This is a genomic window from Paenibacillus sp. T2-29, assembly GCF_052921365.1.
In genome coordinates, this window is the sequence record NZ_JBREVE010000010.1 from 172305 (window position 1) to 195398 (window position 23094).

Below are 23094 nucleotides of genomic sequence, written 5' to 3' on the forward strand. Positions count from 1 at the left end.
TATATTTTAAATTAATGATTATGATTTTAATTGTAATAATTATATATTTACTCAGACCCACGAATCTTAACCTAGTACCAATTGCATCGTGCAGCGGCAGTTTACAATTTCTTTTGCCTCACCTGACGGATCGCCCGGATACATCAGCTTGCTTGATCCGACCTTAAAAGGCTTGTCCAGATCAACGATCTGACCATTAGCCTTGCGGTGCGACTTTCGAGTCCGAGTGCCAGCAGCGGATCGCCATTTCTTGCCCTTAGCAATTTCGGATTTCTTCCAGCCCTCCAGCTTGCCGCCATTGGCCGCTGCGGTGCTCATGGTACGTGATACCCGCTGCGCACGCTGCATACTAAATGGGCCATCTTCCCCGCTGGCAGCCTGCGCGCTGACTTCCTGTACAAGCAAAGCCCGCTCTGAAGGTGTAGCTCCTTCCTCAATGGCTTTGCTGAAGCTACGTAGCAACACATCCGTAGAAGCTTTGTTCATGTCCGGTACCAGCTTCTTGAGCTTTTTGGAAAAACGGCCAGCGGCCTTGTTCCCTGTGCTCCATACCTTTTCCTTGCCCAGTGCCATCAGTTCCGTTTCACCGACCAAGTGAAACAATGGCTCAAATGCTTCCTGCACCGCCTGCTCGAATAGCTCCGCGAATACATCCGTGGTATGCAAAGCGATAAGCACCTTACCCAGTTCCCCGATATCGCCCAGGGCATCCTCGCTTAGTTCTGAAATGGCATCATGAAGGGCTTGCCCCTGTAGCTCCAAAATCTCAATGATCTTTTCCTCGCCCTGCTTGTACAATTCCTCAAGTACCTTACGCTCAACATAGCTCAGCTCAAGGCTATCAAGAAATTCGTCATCGTCGGCTTTGGCGATCAGCGCCAAACAGGACTCACACATGCAAAGCTGCCTCCTTGTCAGCCTGTTTTAACAAGCGTTTGGCAATTGTAGCTATACGATTTTGCATGTCGTCTGTGTCCGTGTCTGGCTCTGGTTCAAGCAATGTGGGCTGACTGGCTGCAAGCTGCGCAATCGGCGTATCCAGATATTCCTCGCTGAACTTGGTCTCATCAATCGTTGTGCCAAGTACATCCTCGGCAATCGGAATCAGATCCCGCACCAGCATAATGCCCCGGTCAGCGATAAAGTCCAGCATAGCTTTGCGATCCGCAGGGGCAATGATCTTCGGCCCTCTCAACACGGCACGCACTCGGAAAATATCCATAGCCGGGAACAGGCGTTTATTAAATATCTCTGCCATAATCCACTTGCGGTATGGCTCAAAAACCTGTTCCTCAGCGAACCGTAACGCAGCGTCGGCGGTCGCCCTATTGTAATCCGAGCTTTGACCGACCAAGATCGGCGGCAACCGGAAGGCAGACAAGATATCAGTCTTCTTTTCCTTGCCATACTCCAGAAAGAGCGCGTCTTGTTGTAACAGGTCATTAAGCTTGTCCAACTTGATCTGCACTTTTTCAACCTTTTCATCCATCGGGCCGCCTGTTTCTTCCCCTTTTGCCTCCAGATAGAGAATACCGCCCTGTGAGTCGGAGCCTTTCACATTTTTAAGCAGTTCCAGAGATTACTTGGTCAGCTTGCCGTTGGTAACAGTCAAGAGCATGGACAGCATCCGTCCGTTGCTAAAGTAATTCACATTCAATTCCTCAGCTTCTCGGCTGCCGACTACACCAGGCGCATTGCCGAACCAGCGCGGCTCCCCATAGGGGCCGTCATGACCGATGCGAAGAGGGATGATCTGATTTTCTTCCCTACCTCCCTCTGCCTCCGTCCCAAACAGTCGGAACCACACGACAGATGTATTGCGCTTCATAGCATAGCGTCGGGTGTAAAGCTCCTGTGAAAACTCTTCTACTTGCTTTGTGGAGCTGATACGCCGCTTGCGTTTGATAGTCGCCTTGTTACTTTCCTTCGTACAGCGGACATATTTCGGTTTCATTCGGAAAAGGGTCGGGAACTCCGAACCTACAGGCCAAGCTACCTCGACATGAGCCATCCCCGTACTTTCCAAATCGTCAATCAACTGGCTGATGATTTCGTCCGGGGTATCCTCCAGATTGCAGTTTCAAGGAACTTTTCGGCTTTGTTCCATTCATCCAGTGCAGTTTCGTCGCTCTCTCCTGGCAAATACTCTAAGGCAATGCCATAACCGGCTATGTTACGCTTGTACGCCTCAATGCACTGAGGTATGATATTTGAGTTTTTGACCAGCAGCTTACAGGAAGCAGGGTCATTACCGAGTGCAAAGGGTAACAGACCGTGAAGATCGTACAGATCGTCAAATAAATCCGGCAATTGAGCACTGGACGGTATATGCCGTTCGTCGTCTGCTTTGCTGATCTGAAACCATTGTGCATTTCCTTCACTCATTGTTTAAATCCACCCCACTTCCTCGTTGTAATCATCACGGGACTCTGCCCGCTGCTGCTGTTTCTTCTTAAACCATTCAAACCATTTATCAGCCACCTGACGGACCTGCAACGCAATGGAATACGCCAAGATTCTGTCATCATGGCACCCGCTATCTGCCTCAGCTCTTCCATTCTTGTCTATTAACGTCATGCACTCACTGTACAGTTCGGGGCAGTAGATATCATAGAGCTGGTCCCGGATCGCTTCCTTGAAATCGCTGATCATCACTGGGCGCGTTGCCTGGTTGGTGTTCCAGCCCAAACTCTTCTTATGCATAAACAACAGCGGGTAATGACAAGTATTGAACAGCGTATTCAGCACGGATTCCCCAGTGTTGTTGTTCTCCACGGCCAACAGTGCCGTGTTGTAATACAAACCAAGCGTGTTCAGCTTTTTACCATACAAATCGGTGTCCCATTTGCCATGCAGAGCCGCGCACATTTCCCCTGTGCGCTCCTCAATGACGTAAGCAGCATCATAGTCCCCGTCTTCCTTACCCTTGGCTGTATCGGCAGCCAGCACGTACCGTTTACCTCGTTCTGGCTGTCGATAAATAACCAGTTCACCAGCATTCGTTGGGATGATCTTGTTTTTAACAAATTCAATCTCGTAGTGATTGCCAATGATACTGATTCCATCCCGCAACTGCTTGATGAATTTGTTATCGAAGATACCTTCACCAGATAACAGAAAGGCATCGTCGGGCTCAGAAGGATACTCCTGGTCAAACTGCCGCGGATCGCCACCGCAGTCGTTCCGAATGGTATACCGCCGCCACTGCAATTGTTCATCGTCCAGACCATATTTGGCTCTCAGCTCTCGTTCTTCTTCCGTCAGTTCACAACCTGGAGGTACCGGCTTTCGGTAATCAGGCATTTCAAACCACGCAAAAAAGAGCGGAGTAAAATCATTCTCGCCCTTAACGGCTGCATCCCACATTTTTTTGAACTCTTCCATGCCATTGGCGGTAGATTCGATCACACCCAAACTACCTGGCTCTTTTGACAGAGCTGCCAGCAAGGACAATAGATGCTTCTTTTTCTTCTTGGCTGGCCAGAATGCCACCTCTGAAGCATGTAGGTAATGGATCGTGTCCGAACGGGCAAGCACCCGGCTTTCCGCAGTCTGTACAGTGATCTTCGATTTGAGCCCCGGATTCTTACGGCGGTCAGCCGTTCGAATCGTTGGATTTTCGAAGGTGAGTTTCTTTGCATTGTTCTTTCGACTCATTGGTTTGATGATTGCCGGCACCTTTTCATAATAGAACTGGAACATATCGTACAAGTTGCTGGAGGCATCAGAAGACTGCGCAACGATAAATGCGTTCTTGGCTTCTTGGAGTGAAGTGAAATAATAGATAAGTGCTTCCGTGACAGTGGAAAAACCCATCTGCCGGGCTTTAAGGATGATAATCCGGACAGGCTTGCCAGCTTCGATCTGCCTAAATACTTCACGGACAAATGTCCGTTGAGCATCATTGAGCGTCAGCGGCATAATGCGGCCGCTCTTCGTCTTGATCTTCAAAAAGCGCCAACAAAATCGCTCGAAGTCGGATAAAATCTCTTTCAGTTCATCCAGTTTTTCAGGCCGATCCCTTAGCCGCCGCTTAGCTCTTTTTCGATGCTCCTTAGCAAGAGTAATTACCATTCGTCGTCATCTTCCTCATCGTCTTCGTCGTCTTCATCCCCTTCCGCGCCGCCATAGCCTAACAACTTACGTTTCTCCAGCTCCAGCCGTTCGCGAGCAATCTCCAGCTTTTCTTCCTCCTGCTGCAAGCTGGCAATAAGGTTAATGACCCGAAGCTTTTTATCACGGGTTTTGACCAGTGCTTCTTCCTGTTTCAAAATCTTATCCAGCTTGGAAGTAGTGACGGTCGTAATTTCCGTGACCTTCATCCCTTCGGTTTCAACGGACAGATTGATCTGCTTCCCTGTTTTAGGGCTAGTGTAAGGAACCTTGTCCTTGCGCTGGTGTAGCTCCTGTTTGATCTTCTTTTCCTCGTCGGTCAGGCCAACTTCAAGCTGCTTGACTCGGCGCATGTGCCGTCGCTCTTGGATAGACAGCATAATAAGCTGTTCGTTGAGCTGTGCCAAAGGAGAAGTATCAATCTGATCAAACAGCTCTTGCTCGTCTTCCTCCAAGGCATCCAGAAAGATAGTTTCATACATCCCTGTCTTGAGGGCCTTCTTGTTGCGATAGGGACCACCCGGTCCACCACTATTCCCCTTGGCGTTTTGGTTACCTGGGGGAGCACCGCCGCGATTGCCAACAGCATTTTTGTTCCCCTTTGGCGCTCCCCTTGGATTAGGAGCGTTCCCTTTCGTTCCATTTGGAACGTTCCCATTGGAGGAATCAAAAACGTTCCCTTTCAATTGATCCTGCCAGCGGTCCATAGACTTCCATTTGCGTACCCTTCCCTCAGGAATAGAAAGAGCGGCGGCGATGTCTTTTAGCTTCATCGCTCCGCCGCTCTCTAGCCACATCTGTTTTGCCTCATTCCGCTCAGGACTCCGTTCTCTCGCCATGTTACACAATCACCACCCCCACGAATGTAAATGATGTGACTTTGAAAAAACAAAGAAGAAAAGCTCCAGACCATATGAAGGTCTGAAGCTCCCCTTGCTTTCGTTTACAGTATAAAAAATTAATTCAGAAGCTATTGGATATCCCCAGGTTGTGTACCAACGACTCCCCAAACATGTCCATCTACTTTATAATCGGCACCACGCCATTGAAGTATGTAATGTCCAGAACGCATACCAGATGAGTAGCCTTCATCTGTGCTTCTCCAAATAACTGTGTCATGAGGAGCGATTGGTAAAGCACTGATGTATTCTTTGTTTGAACCTTCATGTGTCAAACTAACTTTGACAGGATGGTCCGAATAGTTCTTTATACTGAGTTTGACATGTCCATGCCCCTTAGGGATAACAAAGCCAGTTGCTGCGGTAGCACCTCCGGTTAATCTGACATCAATAACACCTATACCCCTTTGAGGCGTTACTTTGGCAGAATCAGTTCCTGACACACCCCATGCTGTGACATGCACAATATCGCCGCCAGCTCTCCACTGTATTTCATAATTTCCAGAGCGCAGCCCTTGTGAAAAAGAATTTACACTATCCCAGGTCAAACTTTTATGAGCGCCAACAGTCTTAACAATATATTGTTTATTACTGTCTGTATGCACCAGGCTAAAAGTCATTGTTGAATCACCTGTATTTTTTACCATAATTTTAAGATGCCCGTATCCAGGATCTAAAACAAAGCGTGATACTGGGTTCTTCTCATTTTCGAACGTGTCATTAAAAACATCTCTTGCTCTTTGCGGAGTGATTACATGGTCACCAGTAGTTGTTTTACCAGCATTTTTGATCGCAATACTGGATGTATTTGCAGAATCAGACGCATCTGAACTTGCACAGATCACACTCGGCACAACAACAGCCCCTAACAAACAAAAAGATAAGGCTGATGAAAAAAATGTTTTCTTTTTCAATAAATATCATTTCTCCTTTGAGTTATAAACGAAGCAAGAAAAGCTTCAAACCGAATGGCCTGAAGCTTTTCTCACCTCGTTCCAGTATAAGTAAAAAAGTTCTCCAATCAAGCGAGATACCAGTTAGCTTTTTTTATACAAAACTTTATAACTTGGTTTAATTAAAGTTCATCTGAGCTAGTGGCTGATATACCCCAAGCTGTGGCGTCTACATAAGCTCCGCCAGCACGCCATTGTATTTCATAGTCTCCTGCGCGCATTCCGTTTGAAAAGCTATCCGTGCTATACCAAGTAAATGGTTCACCAGCACCTACATACTTAGTAAGTAAATAATCCCCACTATTGACATGCCTTAAGGTAAAAGTAAGCGTCGCCTTGGTGTTGTTTTTTACACGCAGCTTAACATGACCATATCCAGGAGATATGGAGAACTCTGTTAATGGCGACTTGCCGTCAAGGACCACATTAAAAAGGTCTTTTGTTTTAAAAAGACCCACATCATGATTACCAGGTGTTTTCACTTCATCATGGTTCCCGTAAGTCGATGTATTTGCGGAAGTACTTACAGCATCGGAATCCGCAAAAATTGCATTGGGTACGGCAACAGCCCCGCCAATAATACCTAAAGCTAAAGCTGATGCAATTAAATGTTTCTTCTTCAAAGCTTATTCCTCCTATATTTGTATATTTAACTACCACCTCAGTCTACTAAAAGATTCCATGTTTTCAATCTTTCTTACATTAAGATCATATTATTGTTTAATAAATCCATATTTATGAATCAGATAGCAAGATTATTATCAGCTTTTACAATTCATCCTTCTGTAACTTAATATCTAATTCAATCAGACGATCCAAGTCCTGGACCGTCTGCATTTTTATATTTCCAGCTTGCAGGTCTTTGACCCACTGAGCTATACCAGCCTTAACAATCTTCCGGTACTGTGCCTTGGGTTCGAGGATACCTTCTATGATTTCAATCTCGCGTTGTAACGCTGTGTTGTATTGTTCGATTGGTAGGACTCTGATTTCCACGATTCGTACCCCCTATTCACAATAAAAAAAGCCATCTCTTATGAGATGACTTAAAAATTTTATGAGGCTGTCCCTAGGTCTTAGCTATGAAAACCCGTGCTACCATTACACCAACTCTCCGCAAGCCACCAGGGACAGCGAGATAATGATTGTACTCATCGACATCAATCCTTTCTGTTTCAAAGAAGTGAACCAGTCACACAAAGCAGCTCCTATAAGCCCTGAAACCAAGCTTCCTAAGAACCAATTGGATGTGAGATGAGTTAGAAATCCAGAGAGCACAGGAATCGAACCTATACCGGTGGCACACATGTTTTTCATTAGAATAGCACAAAAAGTTTCCCTGTACTATATTTTTGAGTTGAGTTGGTTTCCTATATTCAGGTAGACGGCTAACAGGCTGTCAGACTGCGTGTATGCCCATTCTCTGCTTTCATCTTCACTCCTTCCGGTATTCGTTAATGTAACAGAAAGAACGCTCAAAATAGCTCACATTCTGTCATATGAGAGCAAAAGAAAAAGCACTCGAAAGTGCCTACTAATCAGAATTTTGAATTAGATATTTTCCTAAAAAGGCTAAAAACAAGAGAAATGAAAAGGATATCGAAATTATCATAGGGATAAAATAGTCAATCGGCTTAATTTCTAAAACAAAATAATATCCGATTAAATTTAAGTAACTCACACTTGATAAAACTAAATAAGCAGGAAGTTTATTTAACATCCAATCTTCTCTTAAAGCATTCAGAAAAGGAGCATTTCTTTGTCGCTTCCAGTAAACTGAATAAACTATCAAACAAAACAGGTATAAGAAAAACAACACCACCACGATAGCTGCTAAAACTATCTGAAAAATTAGAAGAATTGAACTCCAATTTTCATATCCAAATTTCTTAGAAAAAAAAGATAACGTTTTTAAAAAGTCACCATTTACATCAGGTATGTTTTTCCTGATAAATGACAAAACAATTAAAATAAATGAACTGAAGACTAAGACCTTTGAAATACTAAGTCCCTTTAGCTCTTTTATATTCGCTATTATATCAAACATATGCTCCCCCTCCTGAAACCACAATTCGACATTCAGGAAGGTTTTTCCTCTTTAACACAAGGACGCAAACAAAACTGTTTAACACCATCCCATCTACCCCATACACAACCATTGCATTTTTTCGGCTGTTTTGGTGGGCCTTTCATGTATAGCAAAATTCCTTTCTTCTGCTTCTTCTTCAAGACTAAAATCCTTTCAAGGCAATAAAAAAAGCCACCCAAATGAGTGACTTGTATCTGCCTATGTATTTACAGTAGCAAATGAACTGAGGCGCTTATTTAAAACCCGAAAAAAAACAACGATTGGGTCTATTCCCCCAAGCGGGATGCAAAACGCTACGCTGTTGCATAAAAGCATTTGTACTTAGTTACTAGGGAGGAAGAACAAGACCATTTTACTGATCGCTAGAAATGGACGTCAAAGAATAAAAACCGGATAATATCGAGAAATAGGTAATTAAACCATTATAAGCTGGCTTTTGCTCACTTTCTCAATACTACTCGTCCCAAACGATCCTATCGCCCAGTTTATCCTCATCATGAATTCCCAGCACACATAATAAAATGAAGCGCCAAGCGTAGTGTGAAATTCTGGATTCGGATTGTTGCATATTAAACACTGTCCTTACAGGACGCTTTATTTTTCCTGTCTCCACAGCATGAAACAAGGACGATCCCTCCTTAACTGATAATGATAGGCTGCGAGAATGACTTGAAAGATGTAACAAAAAGCACAAGCAAATATGCCTGTGCTTTTTTTGTAGCTTATCTTGTTACTCTTGAATTTTTTTTGCAATTTCCATCAATTCGTCAAGAGTGGAATTGAAAGAAGAAACAGTATAGAAGTGGTCTTTCGTAATCAAATGAACAACTCTTCTTTCTTGCCCGTCAACATAAGCTACAGTATGATTGTTGATTTTAGCCAACTCAACTTTTTCCATATTATATGTTTTTTTCACATAATCAATAGTAGCCTGTTCATCCATTTGGGATTCTGCTTGAGTAACCATAATTTCAGTGCCGTCACCGCCACGATATGACTGCCTGATTACCAAACCATCCTCGCCTTTCAAAGCTGTTGTGTTTAATGGCTTCAAGCTGTGCTTTTCAAGCGTTGCAATTCTAAGCGAGGCTCCCTGCGCTAGATTAGGAATATGGATATCTTCTGCTGGTACATCAGATATATTTATGAGACCTTTGATATCAACTCCTGCCTCTTCTGGTGTTTCAGTCGGCGCTTGCACTGTTGAAGCATCAATCGCTTCTGCTTTCGTTTCAACCGGAATCTGTGCAGGCGTTTCTGATTCGGCAGCATATGAATTATATGCATATGCACCACCACCTATTACTAGTGCACCACCTAATGCTACAGCAACTAATTGTTTCTTCAATTTAAACCCCTCCTATTAATCGTAAAATACTGTACCTTCAGTAATGGCCTTATTATTGGATTTGTACAAAACAGAGTATCTCAGACCTCTATTATTATCGTTTCTCCCATAAAACACGTAATAAGTCGAACTATCAGAAGAAGATAAGGTGAAAGATCTTCCTGGAACTTCAATAGAAACATTATAGGTCATTTTATTCCAAGTCCCAGAACCAGCTATTCCGTCTGCCGGTAGCCCTTTATTTCTTTGGAAATTTTGGAGCCCTGTTTTCACACCGCTTCCAAAGCTCCCATCAATGCTTCCCACGTCTCCCTTTTGTCCATAGGCCCATAAATTTGCTTGCAGCGCTCTCACATATCCCCCACTGTCACCTTGGCGCAATGTAGGGAAACCATTAAAACCATCGTAAGCATAACTGGCACTTGCTATGCTTGCAAGCCCGAGACTACCTACTAACGCCACAGATGCAACAGCTAGAGACATTACAGATTTCATGTTTCTTTTCAATGCAATTCCCTCCATTTTAGAATTCTACGATTTTTAGTCCGTCTCATTTAGCTTTTTGTTCTGAATAGATAGAAATAAATCCCTTCTTTCCGAGACAAGAGTAACTTCATTAATCAAGCTGATTATGTAAGACTACGGTTTATGTACTTGTGACTAATAAAGCATGTTCAAAAACAGCTATTATAAATTAAATAGCTGTTTTTCCCATTTTTTTGTCTTCTATTACATTATAAGTTTTTTATTGTAATTTTTCAACAAAAATATGGACAATCTTACCAGCCTATTATGAGACACGCTGCGGAATTGAACCACGCAAGGGTTCTGACCAGGCTGTTTCATGTTTCCGCTGGTTAACTGGTTCCTTGCCGCCTGCGCGTGCCATGAATAATAATGTGGGCAACAAAAAAGGACCAGCGCATTCGCCAGCCCTTCACGTGTTCCCTTCATTTCCACGTTATCAATATATCATGGGGAAATCGTCATGTGGTGTTCAATTTAGGAGCAGGTTAAGTTCGCGTAGTGCTCACTTTAGAGTCAAAAAATCTGTGCTTATTCCCCTTTAACCAGAACCGCAAATCTCTTCTTCTCAAATCACTTTCTATATTGAGAGCTTGTAAATCATCCTACCAGCTCCCTTAAGGGTAGGAGGGAAAAGCCCTCAATAATTTATAGGAGATGGTTATATGAAGAGATTTATGTTTTGGTTATTTATTAAAGTAATGTTTTACAAAGAACAAATTGCAGAATTGTTTATTGACTTAGCCACATCGGGAACTATCCTGGATGTGGCTTTTTTATTGCTCAAATTTTCTTTGATTGTCTGGATAAAGAGGGGGAATAATCCGGGTCTTAAAATTCCGTCTCTTCTTGCTCGAAGAAGCCCATAAGCTTCAACGTATTCGCCATGCTCTCAGCTCCTTCACTCATTTTACGTCGGATAGTACTATCGCTGAGACTACGACGGAAGAAAAGTAATGTCTCTTTATAGGTATAGCTCTGAATGTAACGGTACTCCACCGCCTTACGGGCGTCATCATCCTTAATCAAACTGTGCGCCCGGCGAAGCTGCCTCGTATAAAAATCATACCTGCTGTAGACCCAACGCTGCTTTTCGATCAGAATCGTGGCGTTGACTGTCTTGTCTGCATGCAAATCAGTCTGGTCGATGCGGTGAGCTGCTTCGCCATCAATACCTACTTGCTGAAGCTCCTGCTCAAACTGCTCAAAGTCTTTCATAAGTGCAACCATATCTGTATATTTTTCGAGCAGGAACTTTGTCCGCTGGATCTCCTGTTTAGTTGCTTTTGCGAAGAGCTCCCCTTGCTCCCACACCATTGCCATTCCCTTCATTCCCCTTTGTCATATGATATAATGTCAAGAGGAATGATTTACTATTAGTGCCCCCCGCGAGCCTGGCCAAGGAATGCGGGGTTGTTTGTATTCTTGTGGAAGAAGAACAGCATTACATCTCTTCCTTTGCAATTTTCATCGTTTCTTGCACCAATTGCTTCGCGTAATCCCCATTTGGTCTCGGAGCATCCAACACATCGTATATATCCTGTAAATGAAGCAACACACGCTCGTTCGTCCCTGCTTGCTGACGGTCCGATGCTTCCGGGTCAAAACCGAGCAATCGTATCGTATCATCCAGCTCCAAACGCATATCCATGAGCTGCTCTATCGATGCGTTAATGTTTGCCAAGGTTCACACCTTTTTAGTAGCAAAGTCCTCTGAATTTCAAACTTTAGTCATCACTCTTCCAAGATGTTTACCGTAGTCGTAGACTTCTTAGTAGTTGTTCCATGTCACTCACCCTTTCAAAATTCTTTTTGGGAAATATGAATCTTTCTATTAAGTCTGCCTTATAACAAATGAGGTGATATTATGACGTACAAAAAAATAAAACGCTGGACGAAGACCGTTTTAAAATTACTTTTTATCGTGAATGTAACAGGACTTGTTGTTTTTATAGGCTATCTAATATTTGATGTGCTTACTGACAAAAAAGCGCTAGTTAGTACTCCAGCTGTTAACTCAATTGCATTAATATTAGGAATGCTTTCACTGCCGGGAATAGTTGTTCAACTGGTATCTCTGCTTAACATCAATGAGAAGAAAACTTTTTCATTGACTTCCCAGTGCCCTCATTGCAGACATTTAGTTGAAATGAAAATGAAAGAGGATTAAGATCATATGTTCCGTTTATAAAATGCAGGTGGCCGCCGTAGCCCGTGAGGGTAGGGGCCACCCTGCAAAGGATTTATTTAAACAGCAGTTGATTGAACCGTTTGCTCTTTAACGCGCTCTTTGTATTTGTTCAACTTTCCAGTGAGCTGTCCAGAAGATAGGCCGACACTACGAGCCAATCCCCAAAATGTTCCTCGATGCTGCATCTGAAGATCAATACTTTATGGCCTTCGAGCTCGCTGCTTCTACTGGCATGCGTCAAAGTGAGATACTTGCACTACCCCGATCAGAGGTAGATTTACAGAAAAAACAGCTTCGGTTCGACAAGCATATACCATTTCTGAAATAGGACATGGTCTTGATGATACTAAAAATGATAGCAGCGTTCGCTCCATCGCACTGTTTGCTAATACCGCTAATTTTTTGGAAAATCACTTTAGAAAGCAAGAATATGAGCAAGCCAAAAATAAGCTATACAATCTACTAGACTAAAGGGTAGAAAAATGGTAGAAGATTGTCCAAAATCACAAAAAAAGCGCGACCTCCAAAAAGCTTGGAAGCCGCGCTGTGCTTGAGTTTTATAAGATGCTGGTGAAGGGAATTGAACCCCCGACCTACGCATTACGAGTGCGTTGCTCTACCCCTGAGCTACACCAGCAGGTCAGTGTGACTGACAACAAAAACTATTATACTCTTAGTTACATAAAAATCAATCACTTACATCAACTTTATCAACTAGGATTTGGATTTAATTCTGTAACATTCCCTGCCGTGGCTCCGGATAGTTTATCTGCGACGGATCTGAGCTTTTGGCGACTGGATGAAGGCTTATCACGGCGATCATCAATTTTGACCGAGGTGGACACACGTTTGGCTCCTGCCAGGAATGGCGCTTCGTGCAGCGCAGCAATAGCGGTGAACACATCATCCAACGACCCCTCAATAATCGTACTCATGGAGGTAAGCTCATAGGTAATTCCTTTTTGCGTCTTCAACACTTTTTGCATTTGAGCAACATAGTCGCTCAGGCTCGTACTCCCCGTTCCAATCGGGATCACAGTCACTTCTGCAATAGCCATCACCAAGTTCCTCCTTTAATTTAAAAAAAATCTTCTTTTTTAAAATTCTAAAACCCAGTCCATAAAGCAACCTTGTTTTGCAAGAAAAGTTCCATATGTATACCGCTTGTTTCTGTAGGAAGCATCTATATTATTTATTGTACCGTCCACTCCGTCTCAATTCAAATACGGCTCGCGACTTCTCTGCATATTTTGATTTTCCATTCCTTTTCCTTTACGTATGGCTTCGAATGTTGCTATAATACTCCTTGCACTTATTTGAAATTTTAAGTTTATATACACAATATGTTGGGTTAAACATTCATAACACCTCTAAATATAGTGATGTAGCCGATAAATCCTACGGGAACCATCTTTTTCCCCTTCATTGGCAGGCGCATCGCTATTTCTATGTTATTGGATTACATACAGCCCCAAAATGCTGTCTGACCATCGCTTTTTTCATCATTTTCTTTTCTCAGATCATTTTCATGCCTATTCCCTAAGTATGAATTCCAAATCAAGAAAGCGAGGAATTAATCCTATGCCACAACTCGTAACCAAACCAAACAATCGCCAGTTGGCTTTTGATGAAATACGTATATCCGTATATGCTGACCGTGTGCTCAGCGGGCTGGACAAGCTGGATAAAGATCGACTCATTCGCGGTGTAACCAGTAAGCTGCGCCGGGATGAAGTCACGGGGGATGAAATTAGCAACGCATTTGCAATGGCTGCCCTGGAACTGGTTAGCAAGGAAGAACCGGACTGGAAATTTGCTGCTGCACGTGCTTTGCTCACTTCTTTATATAAAAAAGCAGCTACTCACCGCCGTTACAAATCCTATGCAGACGAGCCTTACGGCGCTTTTTATCCACTGATCACCGATTTAGTTCAAAAAGGAATCTACCGTCAAGAGCTGCTTGACTGCTACACCAAGGAGCAGATTGATGAACTCGGCGATTCCATATTGCCGCAGAATGACCTGCTATTCGACTATATCGGACTGTTGACGCTGTCTGAACGCTATTTGGCCAATGATTTTGACGGACGCGTGATGGAACTTCCGCAAGAACGCTACATGATTATCGCAATGTACCTGATGCATCAAGAGCCTGCCGACAAGCGTATGGAGCTGGTTAAGGAAGCATACTGGGCGATGAGCAACATGTACATGACAGCAGCTACACCTACCATGTCTAATGCCGGAAAAAAGGTGGCGGGACAGCTTTCCAGCTGCTTTATCGACACCGTAGACGACTCGCTGGAAGGTATTTTCGATTCCAATACCGATGTAGCCCGTCTTAGCAAAATGGGTGGCGGCATCGGCGTATACCTCGGTAAAGTACGGGCACGCGGCTCCGATATCCGCGGACATAAAAATACAAGCTCTGGTGTTATTCCTTGGATTCGCCAGTTGAACAATACAGCTGTTAGCGTAGACCAACTGGGTACACGCAAAGGTGCAATTGCCGTTTATCTGGACGTATTCCACAAAGACATTCTGGCATTCCTGGACCTAAAGCTGAACAACGGTGACGAGCGGATGCGTGCACATGATGTGTTCCACGGCGTATGTCTACCCGATCTGTTCATGGAGCGGGTCGAAGCACGGGGCGAATGGAATCTGTTCTGTCCGCATGAAGTGAAGAAGGTCATGGGCTGGAAAGATGACAAGGGTCGTCCACTGGGACTGGAAGATTTTTATGATGAAGCCTTCGGTTCAGGCTCCTTCCGCGAGAAGTATGAGGAGGCGTCACAGCATCCGATCCTTTCTCGTATTACGGTGCCTGCCATTGACATCATGAAGCGTCTGATGAAATCACAGTTGGAAACAGGTACGCCGTACATGTTCTACCGCGATACGGTAAACCGGGCTAACCCGAACCGTGCCCATGGTATGGTGTATTCCTCCAACCTGTGTACGGAAATTATGCAAAATCAATCTGCAACGGTAGTAGAAAAAGAAGAACTGGTCACCAAGGACGGACAAACACGCATTGTTATTTCCAAAATTCCTGGCGACTTTGTGGTGTGCAACCTGAACTCCATTCATCTAGCTCGTGCTGTTCCGGCAGGTGTGCTGGATCGTCTCGTACCGATTCAGGTACGTATGCTGGATAATGTTATTGATATCAACAACATTGAGGTGCTGCAAGCACAATACACGAACAGCCAATATCGTGCAGTCGGCTTGGGTACATTTGGGCTGCATCATCTGCTCGCACTTGAGGGCATCCGCTGGGAGTCCGATGAAGCGGTAACCTATAACGATCATTTGTATGAAAAAATCAACTACCTGGCTGTAAAATCCAGCATGGAGCTGGCGAAAGAAAAAGGCCGTTATGCCAAATTCGAGGGTTCCGACTGGGCGACCGGGCATTATTTCACTTCCCGTGGCTATACAGACGGTACACGTGAAGGCAAATACGTCACTACATCCGAGTGGAGCGAGCTTGCGGAAGAAGTCCAACAAAACGGTGTCCGTAACGCATGGCTGTTCGCCATCGCGCCTAATGGTTCCACGTCCATCATTGCAGGCTCTACCGCTAGCATTGATCCACTGTATGAGTTGCTTTCCTATGAAGAGAAAACAACCTACAAGATCGCTAACCCTGCACCAGACTTGAATGAAAAAACCATCTGGTACTACAAAACAGCTTTCTTGCTGGATCAACATGCTTCGATCAACATGGCTTCTGCACGTCAGCGTCATATTGACCAAGGTCAAAGCTTTAACCTGTATGTGCGCCCAGATATTAAAGCTACCGAATTTTTAGAGCTGCACATCCATGCTTGGAAATCAGGTATGAAGTCGACCTATTATGTACGCAGCCGCGCACTGACGATTGAAGAATGCGAAAGCTGCGCATCCTAAACTAAAGGAGAGAGCCTCTCATGCAGTTACAAAAGATTTTTAACACAGAAGCGCCTAACCGCTCTACCCGTATTATTGAAGGCGAAAACTCCGGTATTCTGAACTGGAATGATATTCGGATGCCGCATATGTACAAACTATATAAAGTACTGCTGCTGAACCACTGGATTCCGGATGAAATTCCGATGTCCAAGGATGCGTCCCAGTTCCCTATGCTGGATGCCGAAGAACAGCGCACCTTCAAAATTAACATCGGTCTGCTGGCTGTACTGGATTCCATGCAAACCATGTTTGTCGGAGATGTAAAAAGATATTTTACCGATTCATCGCTGGAAGCCATTTCGGCCATTATCGGACAACAGGAAGTCGTGCATAATCAGTCCTACTCTTACGTGCTATCTTCCCTGGTATCGGAACAGGAGCAGAAAGAAATTTTTGAATACTGGAAAAACGATCCTGTCCTGCTGGAGCGCAACACATTCATCTCGGCGATCTACCAGGAGTTCCGCGATGAGCAGAACCCGCAAACCTTTTTCCAAGCGATGGTAGCGGATTTAATTCTGGAAGGTATTTTCTTTTACAGTACGTTTGCTTTCTTTTACAATTTGGCTCGTGACCAAAAAATGATGGCTACCAGCCAGATGATCTCGTATATTCAGCGCGATGAAAATCAGCATTGCTACTTCTTTGCCGAAGTGTTCAAGCAGCTTTTGGCTGATTTCCCTGAGCTGAACACAAAAGAGAACATGGACTACGTCTATCGTATGATCAACCGCGCTGTGGAACTGGAAACGAATTGGGCGCATTATACGCTCAAGGAGGTTCGTGGCATTGACTTGAACGAGCTGAGCGATTATATCAAATACATGGCAAACATGCGCCTGAGACTTCTGGGTATGGACAAAGCCTATGAAGGTGTAGATGTAAATAGTATGCCTTGGATCAAGCCATTTTCGGATGAAGCCCTGAATGCAACAAAAACGGACTTTTTTGAAGCAAAATCACGCAATTATGGCAAAGTCGGAGATGACAACGGATTTGACGATTTGTAAGTCATACGCTACAAGCCTTAACTCGGTTATTACTGAGTTAAGGCTTTTTTCTATGGGATGAAATTTGCACAAATGCGCAGAATTTTCATGAAACATATGAATTACTATTCATATTTCCCTACTTGAACACGATATTATATGAAGGTGAAATAATATAGTAAGGAGCATATTATGAAAAGCAAAGTCAAAAAAAGAATGGGATTACAATCCAAACTCTACTTCATCTTGCTCATTCCTTTAGTTGTGATTGGCGTCATGATTCTGTGGACGACCAAACTGTCTATTCAGAATGCTTCTCTATCAACCATGCAGCTCAACAATGAAGCGCTGGCAGTGAATACGGCCAAGCTATTGGACAAATCAGCCGTCAAAAGCTTAAATACGAATCCATCCGAGCAGAGCAGCGAGTATAAAGAACTTCGGAACGAGTTAAATACGCTTAGGCTGCAAAGCGGAGTCCTGTATATGTATATGTACAACCGTGTTGGCGATGAGTGGAAGCTCACGGTGGACGGAGCTGCTTGGGACGACAAAGACTACAGTCCTTTTGGAAGCCCTGTTAGTTTCACCCGTAAAGAAACGGCAGATAGATTGAAACAAGGGGAGACGGTCACTACAGATATCACAACGGACCCTGATTGGGGAACGATGTTTTCTTCCTTTACACCCATTAAGGATACAGATGGAACCATCATAGGCTATCTGGGAATTGACAGATCCCTTGCCTCTGTAACTGAAGTATACGAGAAAACCCTGCCTGAGGCCTACCGGCTAGTTATCCCTGTGGTCTCCATCATTCTGATCATTTCCATTGCGGCAATGGTGCTGGTAACCCGTCGAATACTGCGTCAGGTGCGATTCATTAAAAATACACTGGAGCAAGTAGCCGACGGCAATCTTACGGTTACATCGCAGCAAGTTACGTATGATCAGCTAGGTGAAATCAGCGGCTTGACGAACCGAATGGTGGAAGCCATGTCCAATATGATTGTGGACATTCAAAGCAGTTCAAGTACACTTCAGCAAGCATCAGAGAATATCGTCGTGACAACAGAAGGAACACTCCACCAGACTGAGGAACTGTCCCGCACACTCCAGCAAATTGCTGATGTATCTACAAACCAAGCGGATCAAACGTTAGAATCGGTTCAGCAATCTGACCGCTTAGGGCAAACGCTGGATGAAGTCGGAAGCCATGTGCACCAGTTTACGGATACGGCGCGCCATCTCAATGAGGTCCGTAATCAGGTAGCCAGTGAACATGAACTGCTATTGGAGAAGGGACGAGAAAGCGCCCTGCGAATCAAGCAGATGCAGCGTATGTCACACGCACTAACCGAAAAATCCCGTGAAGCAGCTAACATCGGGCAGCAGGTACAGGGCATCGTAAAGCAGACGCAGATTTTATCCTTTAATGCCTCGATTGAGGCCTCGCGTGCAGGGGAAGCTGGTAAAGGCTTTTCTGTCGTAGCTCATGAGATGGGACAACTTGCCCAACAATCTGCCATGTCCATTCGTGAAATCGACCAAATCCTAAGCAGCTTTGTCGAGCAAATTGAGCAAATGGGCGATCAATTTGATCAAAATATAAACACTGTCAATGAACAAGAAAAACAAATTGCATTATGTTTACAGTCTGTTGACAAAGTCACCCAGGTTTCAGAGGAGGTTCAGGAACTTGCTGCACATTTGGCCCAATTGACGACAGAAATGCACGAGGTACGTCACAGCGTAGATCAACATCTGAATCACACAGCCAGCGCGGCGCAGCAAACTGCCGGAATGACGGAAGACGTATCCGCAAGCGCACAGAAGCAGGCTTTAGCGGTAAAAGAACTATCCGCAGTAGCCCGTAATCTGACTACACTATCAAACAATCTACAGCGTCATGCTGATCAGTTCCGGGTAAAGAGTTCAGACCAATAATGATTTCGGTGAACTGTGACCCGTAAGATGGACACTTGACCTAAAGTGTCCATCTTACGGGTCATTTTACAGACGAAAGGGAGTACATTCAAAAGGAGCATTCGCTAACATAGCGAATGCTCCTTTTGAGGTTAGAAAGTCGGGCTGAGTACACCTTTATCCAGTTAGATGCATACATATATAACCTAGAAGGTCTATTAAAGGTACTTAAGAGTTGTGCCGTTATTCTCACGATGGAGGAGCCGCGGCTGTTTTCATCGGTTTCATATAAGAAGGATAGCCTCCCGTATGCTGGAGCATTTCAATTTCACGCAAAATACGCGGCAAGTCAGCGACTGAGTTCATCACGATGTGGGCCCCTGCCCTTTTCAAGCCATATATACTCTGTCTGCGTCGTTCCTCAGATACTCTATCGTCCGTTTCACAGCTTGTAGTGTGATCCGGGGTCAAAGCACTCTCGTTATGGTTCAACACACCAATCGTCCAAACGCCGGCATTCCGTCCTTCTTGCATATCGGCTGCTGTGTCTCCTACCTTCACAATATCGCTAAGCGGGAATACCTGCAGGCGATGTGCAATTTCATAGATCATCCACGGATAAGGCCTCCCCTGCGAAACTTCACAAGGGGCTACCATACAATCCAGTGTATAGGGTGACTGTGCAGGCGTGAATACGTGACTCAGCATCTCTATCGGGCAAGATGCAGTAGCGCCTGACTGAATGCGGCGATCTTGAAGCTCCTGCAGCGCCCTATCTATACCAGTAGCAGTCTCTGCCCCTTGGATCAAAGAGCGAAGAACAGGGACAAGCTCAAGATAAATATGCTCAATATCCACTCTGCCAGGATGCGCACCAAAGCACTCCAGCCATTTTCTACGAACCTCTGAAAGTCCGAGCACATTCGCAATATGATCCCGGATGGGCAATCCCCGTCCATGAGATACCTGCTCTTCAGTTACCTGTATGCCCTTCCATCTGAAGATGTCGCACATTCCCTGGATTAAGCCCCGTCCTCCGGGGTCTAACAATGTACTTTCAAGATTAAAAATAACCGCCTGTATCATGCAATCCCCGCCTTTCCGTACCGCGGCTATCCGCAATCTTTATTTCGCTTAGGAACATGATACACAGCTAACGTAAACTCAAATGTCGCAAACGGTAAGCGGATTGTAATTGAAAATAAATTCCTTGAATGGTTTTGATTTACCGATTGAAATGAGGGGGGAGTCGCAATATGAGACAGTCTTGGAATGAGTTTAATTCCAAAATGCCTTGGCGGATGGAGCTTGGTTGTTATGCCCTGAATAAGCTAGCCTGTGGAGGATTGGTTTTTGGTCTCTTATGGGTCTACTGCTATCTGACAGAGGAAATAACGGGATTGCCTGTGAGTATAGCAGGCAATAGCGGTGAACTGACCGCGCAGTTGTGGGCCTATGGCTTTGCCCTTCCGGCGGCTCTTGCCGCTGATGCGCTACGTGATCTTTTACCCTGGCTTCGCAAGCCTGAGCAGTTCACGCTATGCCTTGCCGTAGGGTTCAGTGTCTTTCTCCTGCTAGGATCTTTGATGTCGCCTGCTGGAACAGGTATATCATGGAGCAACGGCATAGCAGGTGCAGGGATTACACTGCTTTATTATGGGGGAAGGCACTGGCTGAACCGTGAATATGGAGTACAGATCATGCTGGCCTTCCTCCTGCCACTGCTGCTATGGGTTATAGGGCTTCAATAATATCGCCGGCTACCACTGAGGCGGGATGCTGGCGATGATGCGCGGCCGTTTCCCCAGCCACGCCATGCAGATACACGCCAAAGGCTGCTGCCTGCGAAGCGTTTAAGCCTTGGGCCAACAACCCTGCGATGATGCCTGTCAGCACATCGCCGGCACCGCCTGTCGCCATGCCGGCATGGCCTGTGGTATTGACGTAGGCCGTTCCATCGGGACACGCGATGACCGTGCGTGCTCCCTTGAGCACCAGCGTGACTCCGCGTGCCTGGGCGTACTCCCGGGCATGGCTGATTCGGTCACGCTGCACCTCTGCTGTCGGCATGCCCAGCAGGCGAGCCATTTCACCGGGATGCGGCGTTAGCACGACCGCCGCATCCCTCGACTTCCAGGCATCCAGCTCAGGCCCCGCCGAGGCAAGGATGTTCAAGGCGTCCGCATCGAGCACGAGCGGACCGCTGTATTCCTCCCACAGGCGGCGCAGCCAGCCAGTGTCCCCTGCGAAGCGGCCGAGGCCGGGCCCGACGGCCAGCACATCGCGCGCCTGCGCAAGCTGGAGCAGCTCAGCGGCAGAGTCAGCGTTCCATTCGCCGTCTCCGCCTGTTGCTGCGGCAGCGAGCATCAGCTCCGGCGCGGCACCAATGACGTGCGGAAGCAGTGCCTCGGGCACCGCCCACGTCACAAGGCCGCTGCCGATCCGCAAGGCGGCGCGTGCAGCCAGCAGGCCCGCACCGCTCATGCGCAGGCTTCCGGCCGCGACCAGAACGTGACCATAGGTGCCCTTGTGCCCGTCCGGCACACGACTACGGCTGACATCCACGTCCAGCGCGTCGCGTAGCGTAGCGCTGGTCAGGAGCTGCAGCTGTACGCCGTGCTCACGGGCAAGGCTGGGCGGAATACCGATGTAGCGTACCACCACATCACCAGCGTTTCCGGCGCCCGGATATTGGGCGAGCCCACACTTCAAGTAGGCGAGGCATACGGTGACACGCGCATGAATGCACGGCTCGTGCAGTGCACCTGTGTCGGCGTCGAGGCCGCTAGGCACGTCTACCGACACGATTGGCGCGCCGCTGGCATTGGCCTCGCGGATTAGCGAGGCATAGGGTTCACGCGGTGGACCTTGCGTGCCCGTGCCCAGCAGGGCATCGACGATGCCGGAGGCACCGTGCAGTTCGAGGTTATCCCGACCATAGAGGATAACCGGGATATCCAGCGCCGCGATGATGTCGCGCTGGGCAGCCGCTTCACCGCGTAGCGTTTCAGGCGGCTCGGCATACACAACAGTGACGCGCAGACCTGCATCGGTCAGATGGCGGGCTGCCACCAGTCCGTCACCGCCGTTGTTGCCTTTACCAACGAGGATATACCAGTGTGCTTGTTCACATACATCATATCGCCCTCGGCTCGATGAATCCGTCCGTATAACACTGCCATGTCCCGGTACATCCCCCGCTCCTGTGTGTGTAACCTCATTTATGCCACCGCTTTTTCCACGTCTCTCAGCACAAAGTTTCAGTACCTCGTCAGCTACTGCTCGCCCGGCATTTTCCATCAAGGTCAGGGTCGGGATCCCCAGCTTAGCAATCGTGTACCGATCCAGTTGCCGCATTTGTTCGGCGGTCACCATATACATGCTTATTCGCCTCCCATATAGCCATCCCTGTGATTAATATCCGACGGTAAAGCGGGAATTGACAAATTCCCCTTCTACTAACTCATCAATCAGGGCTACCGCATAATCCTCAACAGAGATGCGACTATGGCCTAATTCGTCCACTACCAAATGATCCAAACCAATACGGAACTGCCCTGTACGTTTACCCGGTTCAATAATTCCGGCAGGACTACAATATGTCCAGTCTACATCCGCAGCACGGTACAACTCCAGTGCATCAGCGTGCGCCGCCGCCAGTGGCTTCACTTCCTCTGGAAACTCAGCGGTATCCATGAGACGCTCACCGTTTTCCGTTTTCAGACTACCCGCTCCGCCAACGACAAGTATGCGCTCCGCACCGGAACGCCGAGTTCCTTCCAGTAAAGAACGAGTCGCTTCGAGCAATTCCTCCTCAGCTCCAAACTTGGGACCATAGGCGCTAATGATAGCATCGTGCCCTTTGGCTACCTCCGTAACGGAATTCGGGTTTAGAATATCCGCCTGAACCACCGTCAAATATTCATTTTGCTCTGTCACTCGTTGCGGATCGCGCACTGCTGCCGTCACCTCATACTTACGCTTGATTGCTTCCTTTACTAACGCTTTGCCAATTGTTCCTGTTGCTCCGAAAATAATCACTTTCATAGTAACGTGCCTTCTTCCTATCTATAATTTTCTTACTGTTATTTATCCGTTTTATAA

At 46.1% G+C, this 23094-nt stretch carries 25 protein-coding genes and 1 tRNA gene; 6 read left to right on the forward strand and 20 right to left on the reverse strand.

Annotated features, from left to right (window positions below; genetic code table 11):
* Positions 1-66: 66 nt before the first annotated feature.
* From ACU1JV_RS22890 to ACU1JV_RS22950, 13 genes are all read right to left on the reverse strand, one after another.
* On the reverse strand, positions 67-897 hold the full coding sequence (locus ACU1JV_RS22890) for a phage minor head protein (protein ID WP_058830646.1): 831 nt from the start codon (positions 895-897) through the stop codon (positions 67-69).
* Positions 890-1558: a hypothetical protein gene (locus ACU1JV_RS22895; protein WP_253806558.1), complete on the reverse strand. Its 669-nt coding sequence runs from the start codon at positions 1556-1558 to the stop codon at positions 890-892. The genes ACU1JV_RS22890 and ACU1JV_RS22895 overlap by 8 nt, the downstream gene beginning before the upstream one ends.
* A gap of 21 nt (positions 1559-1579) precedes the next feature.
* Positions 1580-2011, reverse strand: a complete 432-nt coding sequence (locus ACU1JV_RS22900; RefSeq protein ID WP_413987418.1) for a hypothetical protein — start codon at positions 2009-2011, stop codon at positions 1580-1582.
* Positions 2012-2034: 23 nt separating this feature from the next.
* On the reverse strand, positions 2035-2385 hold the full coding sequence (locus tag ACU1JV_RS22905; RefSeq protein WP_413987417.1) for a hypothetical protein: 351 nt from the start codon (positions 2383-2385) through the stop codon (positions 2035-2037).
* Positions 2386-2388: 3 nt separating this feature from the next.
* The gene (locus tag ACU1JV_RS22910) at positions 2389-4074 is read right to left on the reverse strand and encodes a DNA packaging protein (RefSeq protein WP_058830647.1); all 1686 of its coding nucleotides are present in this window, start codon (positions 4072-4074) and stop codon (positions 2389-2391) included.
* Positions 4068-4952 (reverse strand): phage terminase small subunit-related protein, encoded by an 885-nt coding sequence (locus tag ACU1JV_RS22915; RefSeq protein WP_058830648.1) that lies wholly within the window; start codon positions 4950-4952, stop codon positions 4068-4070. The genes ACU1JV_RS22910 and ACU1JV_RS22915 overlap by 7 nt, the downstream gene beginning before the upstream one ends.
* Before the next feature lie 131 nt (positions 4953-5083).
* Positions 5084-5926 carry a hypothetical protein gene (locus tag ACU1JV_RS22920; protein ID WP_413987416.1) on the reverse strand — a complete coding sequence of 281 codons (843 nt, stop codon included), beginning with the start codon at positions 5924-5926 and terminating at the stop codon, positions 5084-5086.
* A 161-nt stretch (positions 5927-6087) separates the two neighbouring features.
* A complete protein-coding gene (locus tag ACU1JV_RS22925; RefSeq protein ID WP_013372023.1) occupies positions 6088-6588 on the reverse strand; it encodes a hypothetical protein in 501 nt (166 codons plus the stop codon).
* Positions 6589-6733: 145 nt separating this feature from the next.
* Complete coding sequence (locus tag ACU1JV_RS22930) at positions 6734-6961, reverse strand: hypothetical protein (protein ID WP_253806560.1); 228 nt, start codon at positions 6959-6961, stop codon at positions 6734-6736.
* Positions 6962-7499: 538 nt separating this feature from the next.
* Positions 7500-8012, reverse strand: coding sequence for a hypothetical protein (locus ACU1JV_RS22935; RefSeq protein ID WP_058830650.1), 513 nt, complete (start codon positions 8010-8012; stop codon positions 7500-7502).
* A gap of 496 nt (positions 8013-8508) precedes the next feature.
* The gene (locus ACU1JV_RS22940) at positions 8509-8679 is read right to left on the reverse strand and encodes a hypothetical protein (protein WP_413987415.1); all 171 of its coding nucleotides are present in this window, start codon (positions 8677-8679) and stop codon (positions 8509-8511) included.
* A 105-nt stretch (positions 8680-8784) separates the two neighbouring features.
* Complete coding sequence (locus ACU1JV_RS22945; RefSeq protein ID WP_058830651.1) at positions 8785-9402, reverse strand: DUF4367 domain-containing protein; 618 nt, start codon at positions 9400-9402, stop codon at positions 8785-8787.
* A gap of 15 nt (positions 9403-9417) precedes the next feature.
* Positions 9418-9909 carry a peptidoglycan-binding domain-containing protein gene (locus ACU1JV_RS22950; protein WP_413987414.1) on the reverse strand — a complete coding sequence of 164 codons (492 nt, stop codon included), beginning with the start codon at positions 9907-9909 and terminating at the stop codon, positions 9418-9420.
* Between the two features lie 683 nt (positions 9910-10592).
* Between ACU1JV_RS22950 and ACU1JV_RS22955 the strand changes: the two genes are divergently transcribed.
* Positions 10593-10796, forward strand: a complete 204-nt coding sequence (locus ACU1JV_RS22955; protein WP_058830653.1) for a hypothetical protein — start codon at positions 10593-10595, stop codon at positions 10794-10796.
* Here ACU1JV_RS22955 and ACU1JV_RS22960 read toward each other — a convergent pair.
* Positions 10759-11250: a hypothetical protein gene (locus ACU1JV_RS22960; protein ID WP_058830654.1), complete on the reverse strand. Its 492-nt coding sequence runs from the start codon at positions 11248-11250 to the stop codon at positions 10759-10761. The two genes, ACU1JV_RS22955 and ACU1JV_RS22960, sit on opposite strands and share 38 nt — an antisense overlap.
* A 121-nt stretch (positions 11251-11371) precedes the next feature.
* Positions 11372-11611 carry a hypothetical protein gene (locus ACU1JV_RS22965; protein WP_058830655.1) on the reverse strand — a complete coding sequence of 80 codons (240 nt, stop codon included), beginning with the start codon at positions 11609-11611 and terminating at the stop codon, positions 11372-11374.
* 183 nt (positions 11612-11794) lie between these two features.
* On the opposite strand from ACU1JV_RS22965, the gene ACU1JV_RS22970 reads away from it, so the two are divergent.
* Positions 11795-12097 (forward strand): hypothetical protein, encoded by a 303-nt coding sequence (locus ACU1JV_RS22970; RefSeq protein WP_029517865.1) that lies wholly within the window; start codon positions 11795-11797, stop codon positions 12095-12097.
* 586 nt (positions 12098-12683) lie between these two features.
* Here ACU1JV_RS22970 and ACU1JV_RS22975 read toward each other — a convergent pair.
* Together ACU1JV_RS22975 and ACU1JV_RS22980 are read right to left on the reverse strand one after the other, a co-directional pair.
* Positions 12684-12755 (reverse strand) — tRNA-Thr (locus ACU1JV_RS22975).
* Between the two features lie 73 nt (positions 12756-12828).
* Positions 12829-13176, reverse strand: a complete 348-nt coding sequence (locus ACU1JV_RS22980) for an MTH1187 family thiamine-binding protein (RefSeq protein ID WP_013369137.1) — start codon at positions 13174-13176, stop codon at positions 12829-12831.
* A 523-nt stretch (positions 13177-13699) separates the two neighbouring features.
* On the opposite strand from ACU1JV_RS22980, the gene ACU1JV_RS22985 reads away from it, so the two are divergent.
* The 3 genes from ACU1JV_RS22985 (at position 13700) to ACU1JV_RS22995 (ending at position 19011) form a co-directional block, all read left to right on the forward strand.
* Positions 13700-16033 carry a ribonucleoside-diphosphate reductase subunit alpha gene (locus ACU1JV_RS22985; RefSeq protein WP_413987413.1) on the forward strand — a complete coding sequence of 778 codons (2334 nt, stop codon included), beginning with the start codon at positions 13700-13702 and terminating at the stop codon, positions 16031-16033.
* Between the two features lie 20 nt (positions 16034-16053).
* Positions 16054-17085: a ribonucleotide-diphosphate reductase subunit beta gene (locus tag ACU1JV_RS22990; protein ID WP_025676245.1), complete on the forward strand. Its 1032-nt coding sequence runs from the start codon at positions 16054-16056 to the stop codon at positions 17083-17085.
* A gap of 171 nt (positions 17086-17256) precedes the next feature.
* Positions 17257-19011, forward strand: coding sequence for a methyl-accepting chemotaxis protein (locus ACU1JV_RS22995; RefSeq protein ID WP_040102274.1), 1755 nt, complete (start codon positions 17257-17259; stop codon positions 19009-19011).
* A 228-nt stretch (positions 19012-19239) separates the two neighbouring features.
* On the opposite strand, the gene ACU1JV_RS23000 is transcribed toward ACU1JV_RS22995, so the two are convergent.
* Positions 19240-20076 carry an HAD hydrolase-like protein gene (locus tag ACU1JV_RS23000; protein ID WP_413987412.1) on the reverse strand — a complete coding sequence of 279 codons (837 nt, stop codon included), beginning with the start codon at positions 20074-20076 and terminating at the stop codon, positions 19240-19242.
* A gap of 170 nt (positions 20077-20246) precedes the next feature.
* Between ACU1JV_RS23000 and ACU1JV_RS23005 the strand changes: the two genes are divergently transcribed.
* Complete coding sequence (locus ACU1JV_RS23005) at positions 20247-20741, forward strand: hypothetical protein (RefSeq protein ID WP_413987411.1); 495 nt, start codon at positions 20247-20249, stop codon at positions 20739-20741.
* On the opposite strand, the gene ACU1JV_RS23010 is transcribed toward ACU1JV_RS23005, so the two are convergent.
* Together ACU1JV_RS23010 and ACU1JV_RS23015 are read right to left on the reverse strand one after the other, a co-directional pair.
* A complete protein-coding gene (locus ACU1JV_RS23010; RefSeq protein ID WP_413987410.1) occupies positions 20725-22371 on the reverse strand; it encodes an NAD(P)H-hydrate dehydratase in 1647 nt (548 codons plus the stop codon). The two genes, ACU1JV_RS23005 and ACU1JV_RS23010, sit on opposite strands and share 17 nt — an antisense overlap.
* Positions 22372-22404: 33 nt before the next feature.
* Positions 22405-23037, reverse strand: a complete 633-nt coding sequence (locus ACU1JV_RS23015) for an NAD(P)-dependent oxidoreductase (protein WP_013369130.1) — start codon at positions 23035-23037, stop codon at positions 22405-22407.
* Positions 23038-23094: the final 57 nt, after the last annotated feature.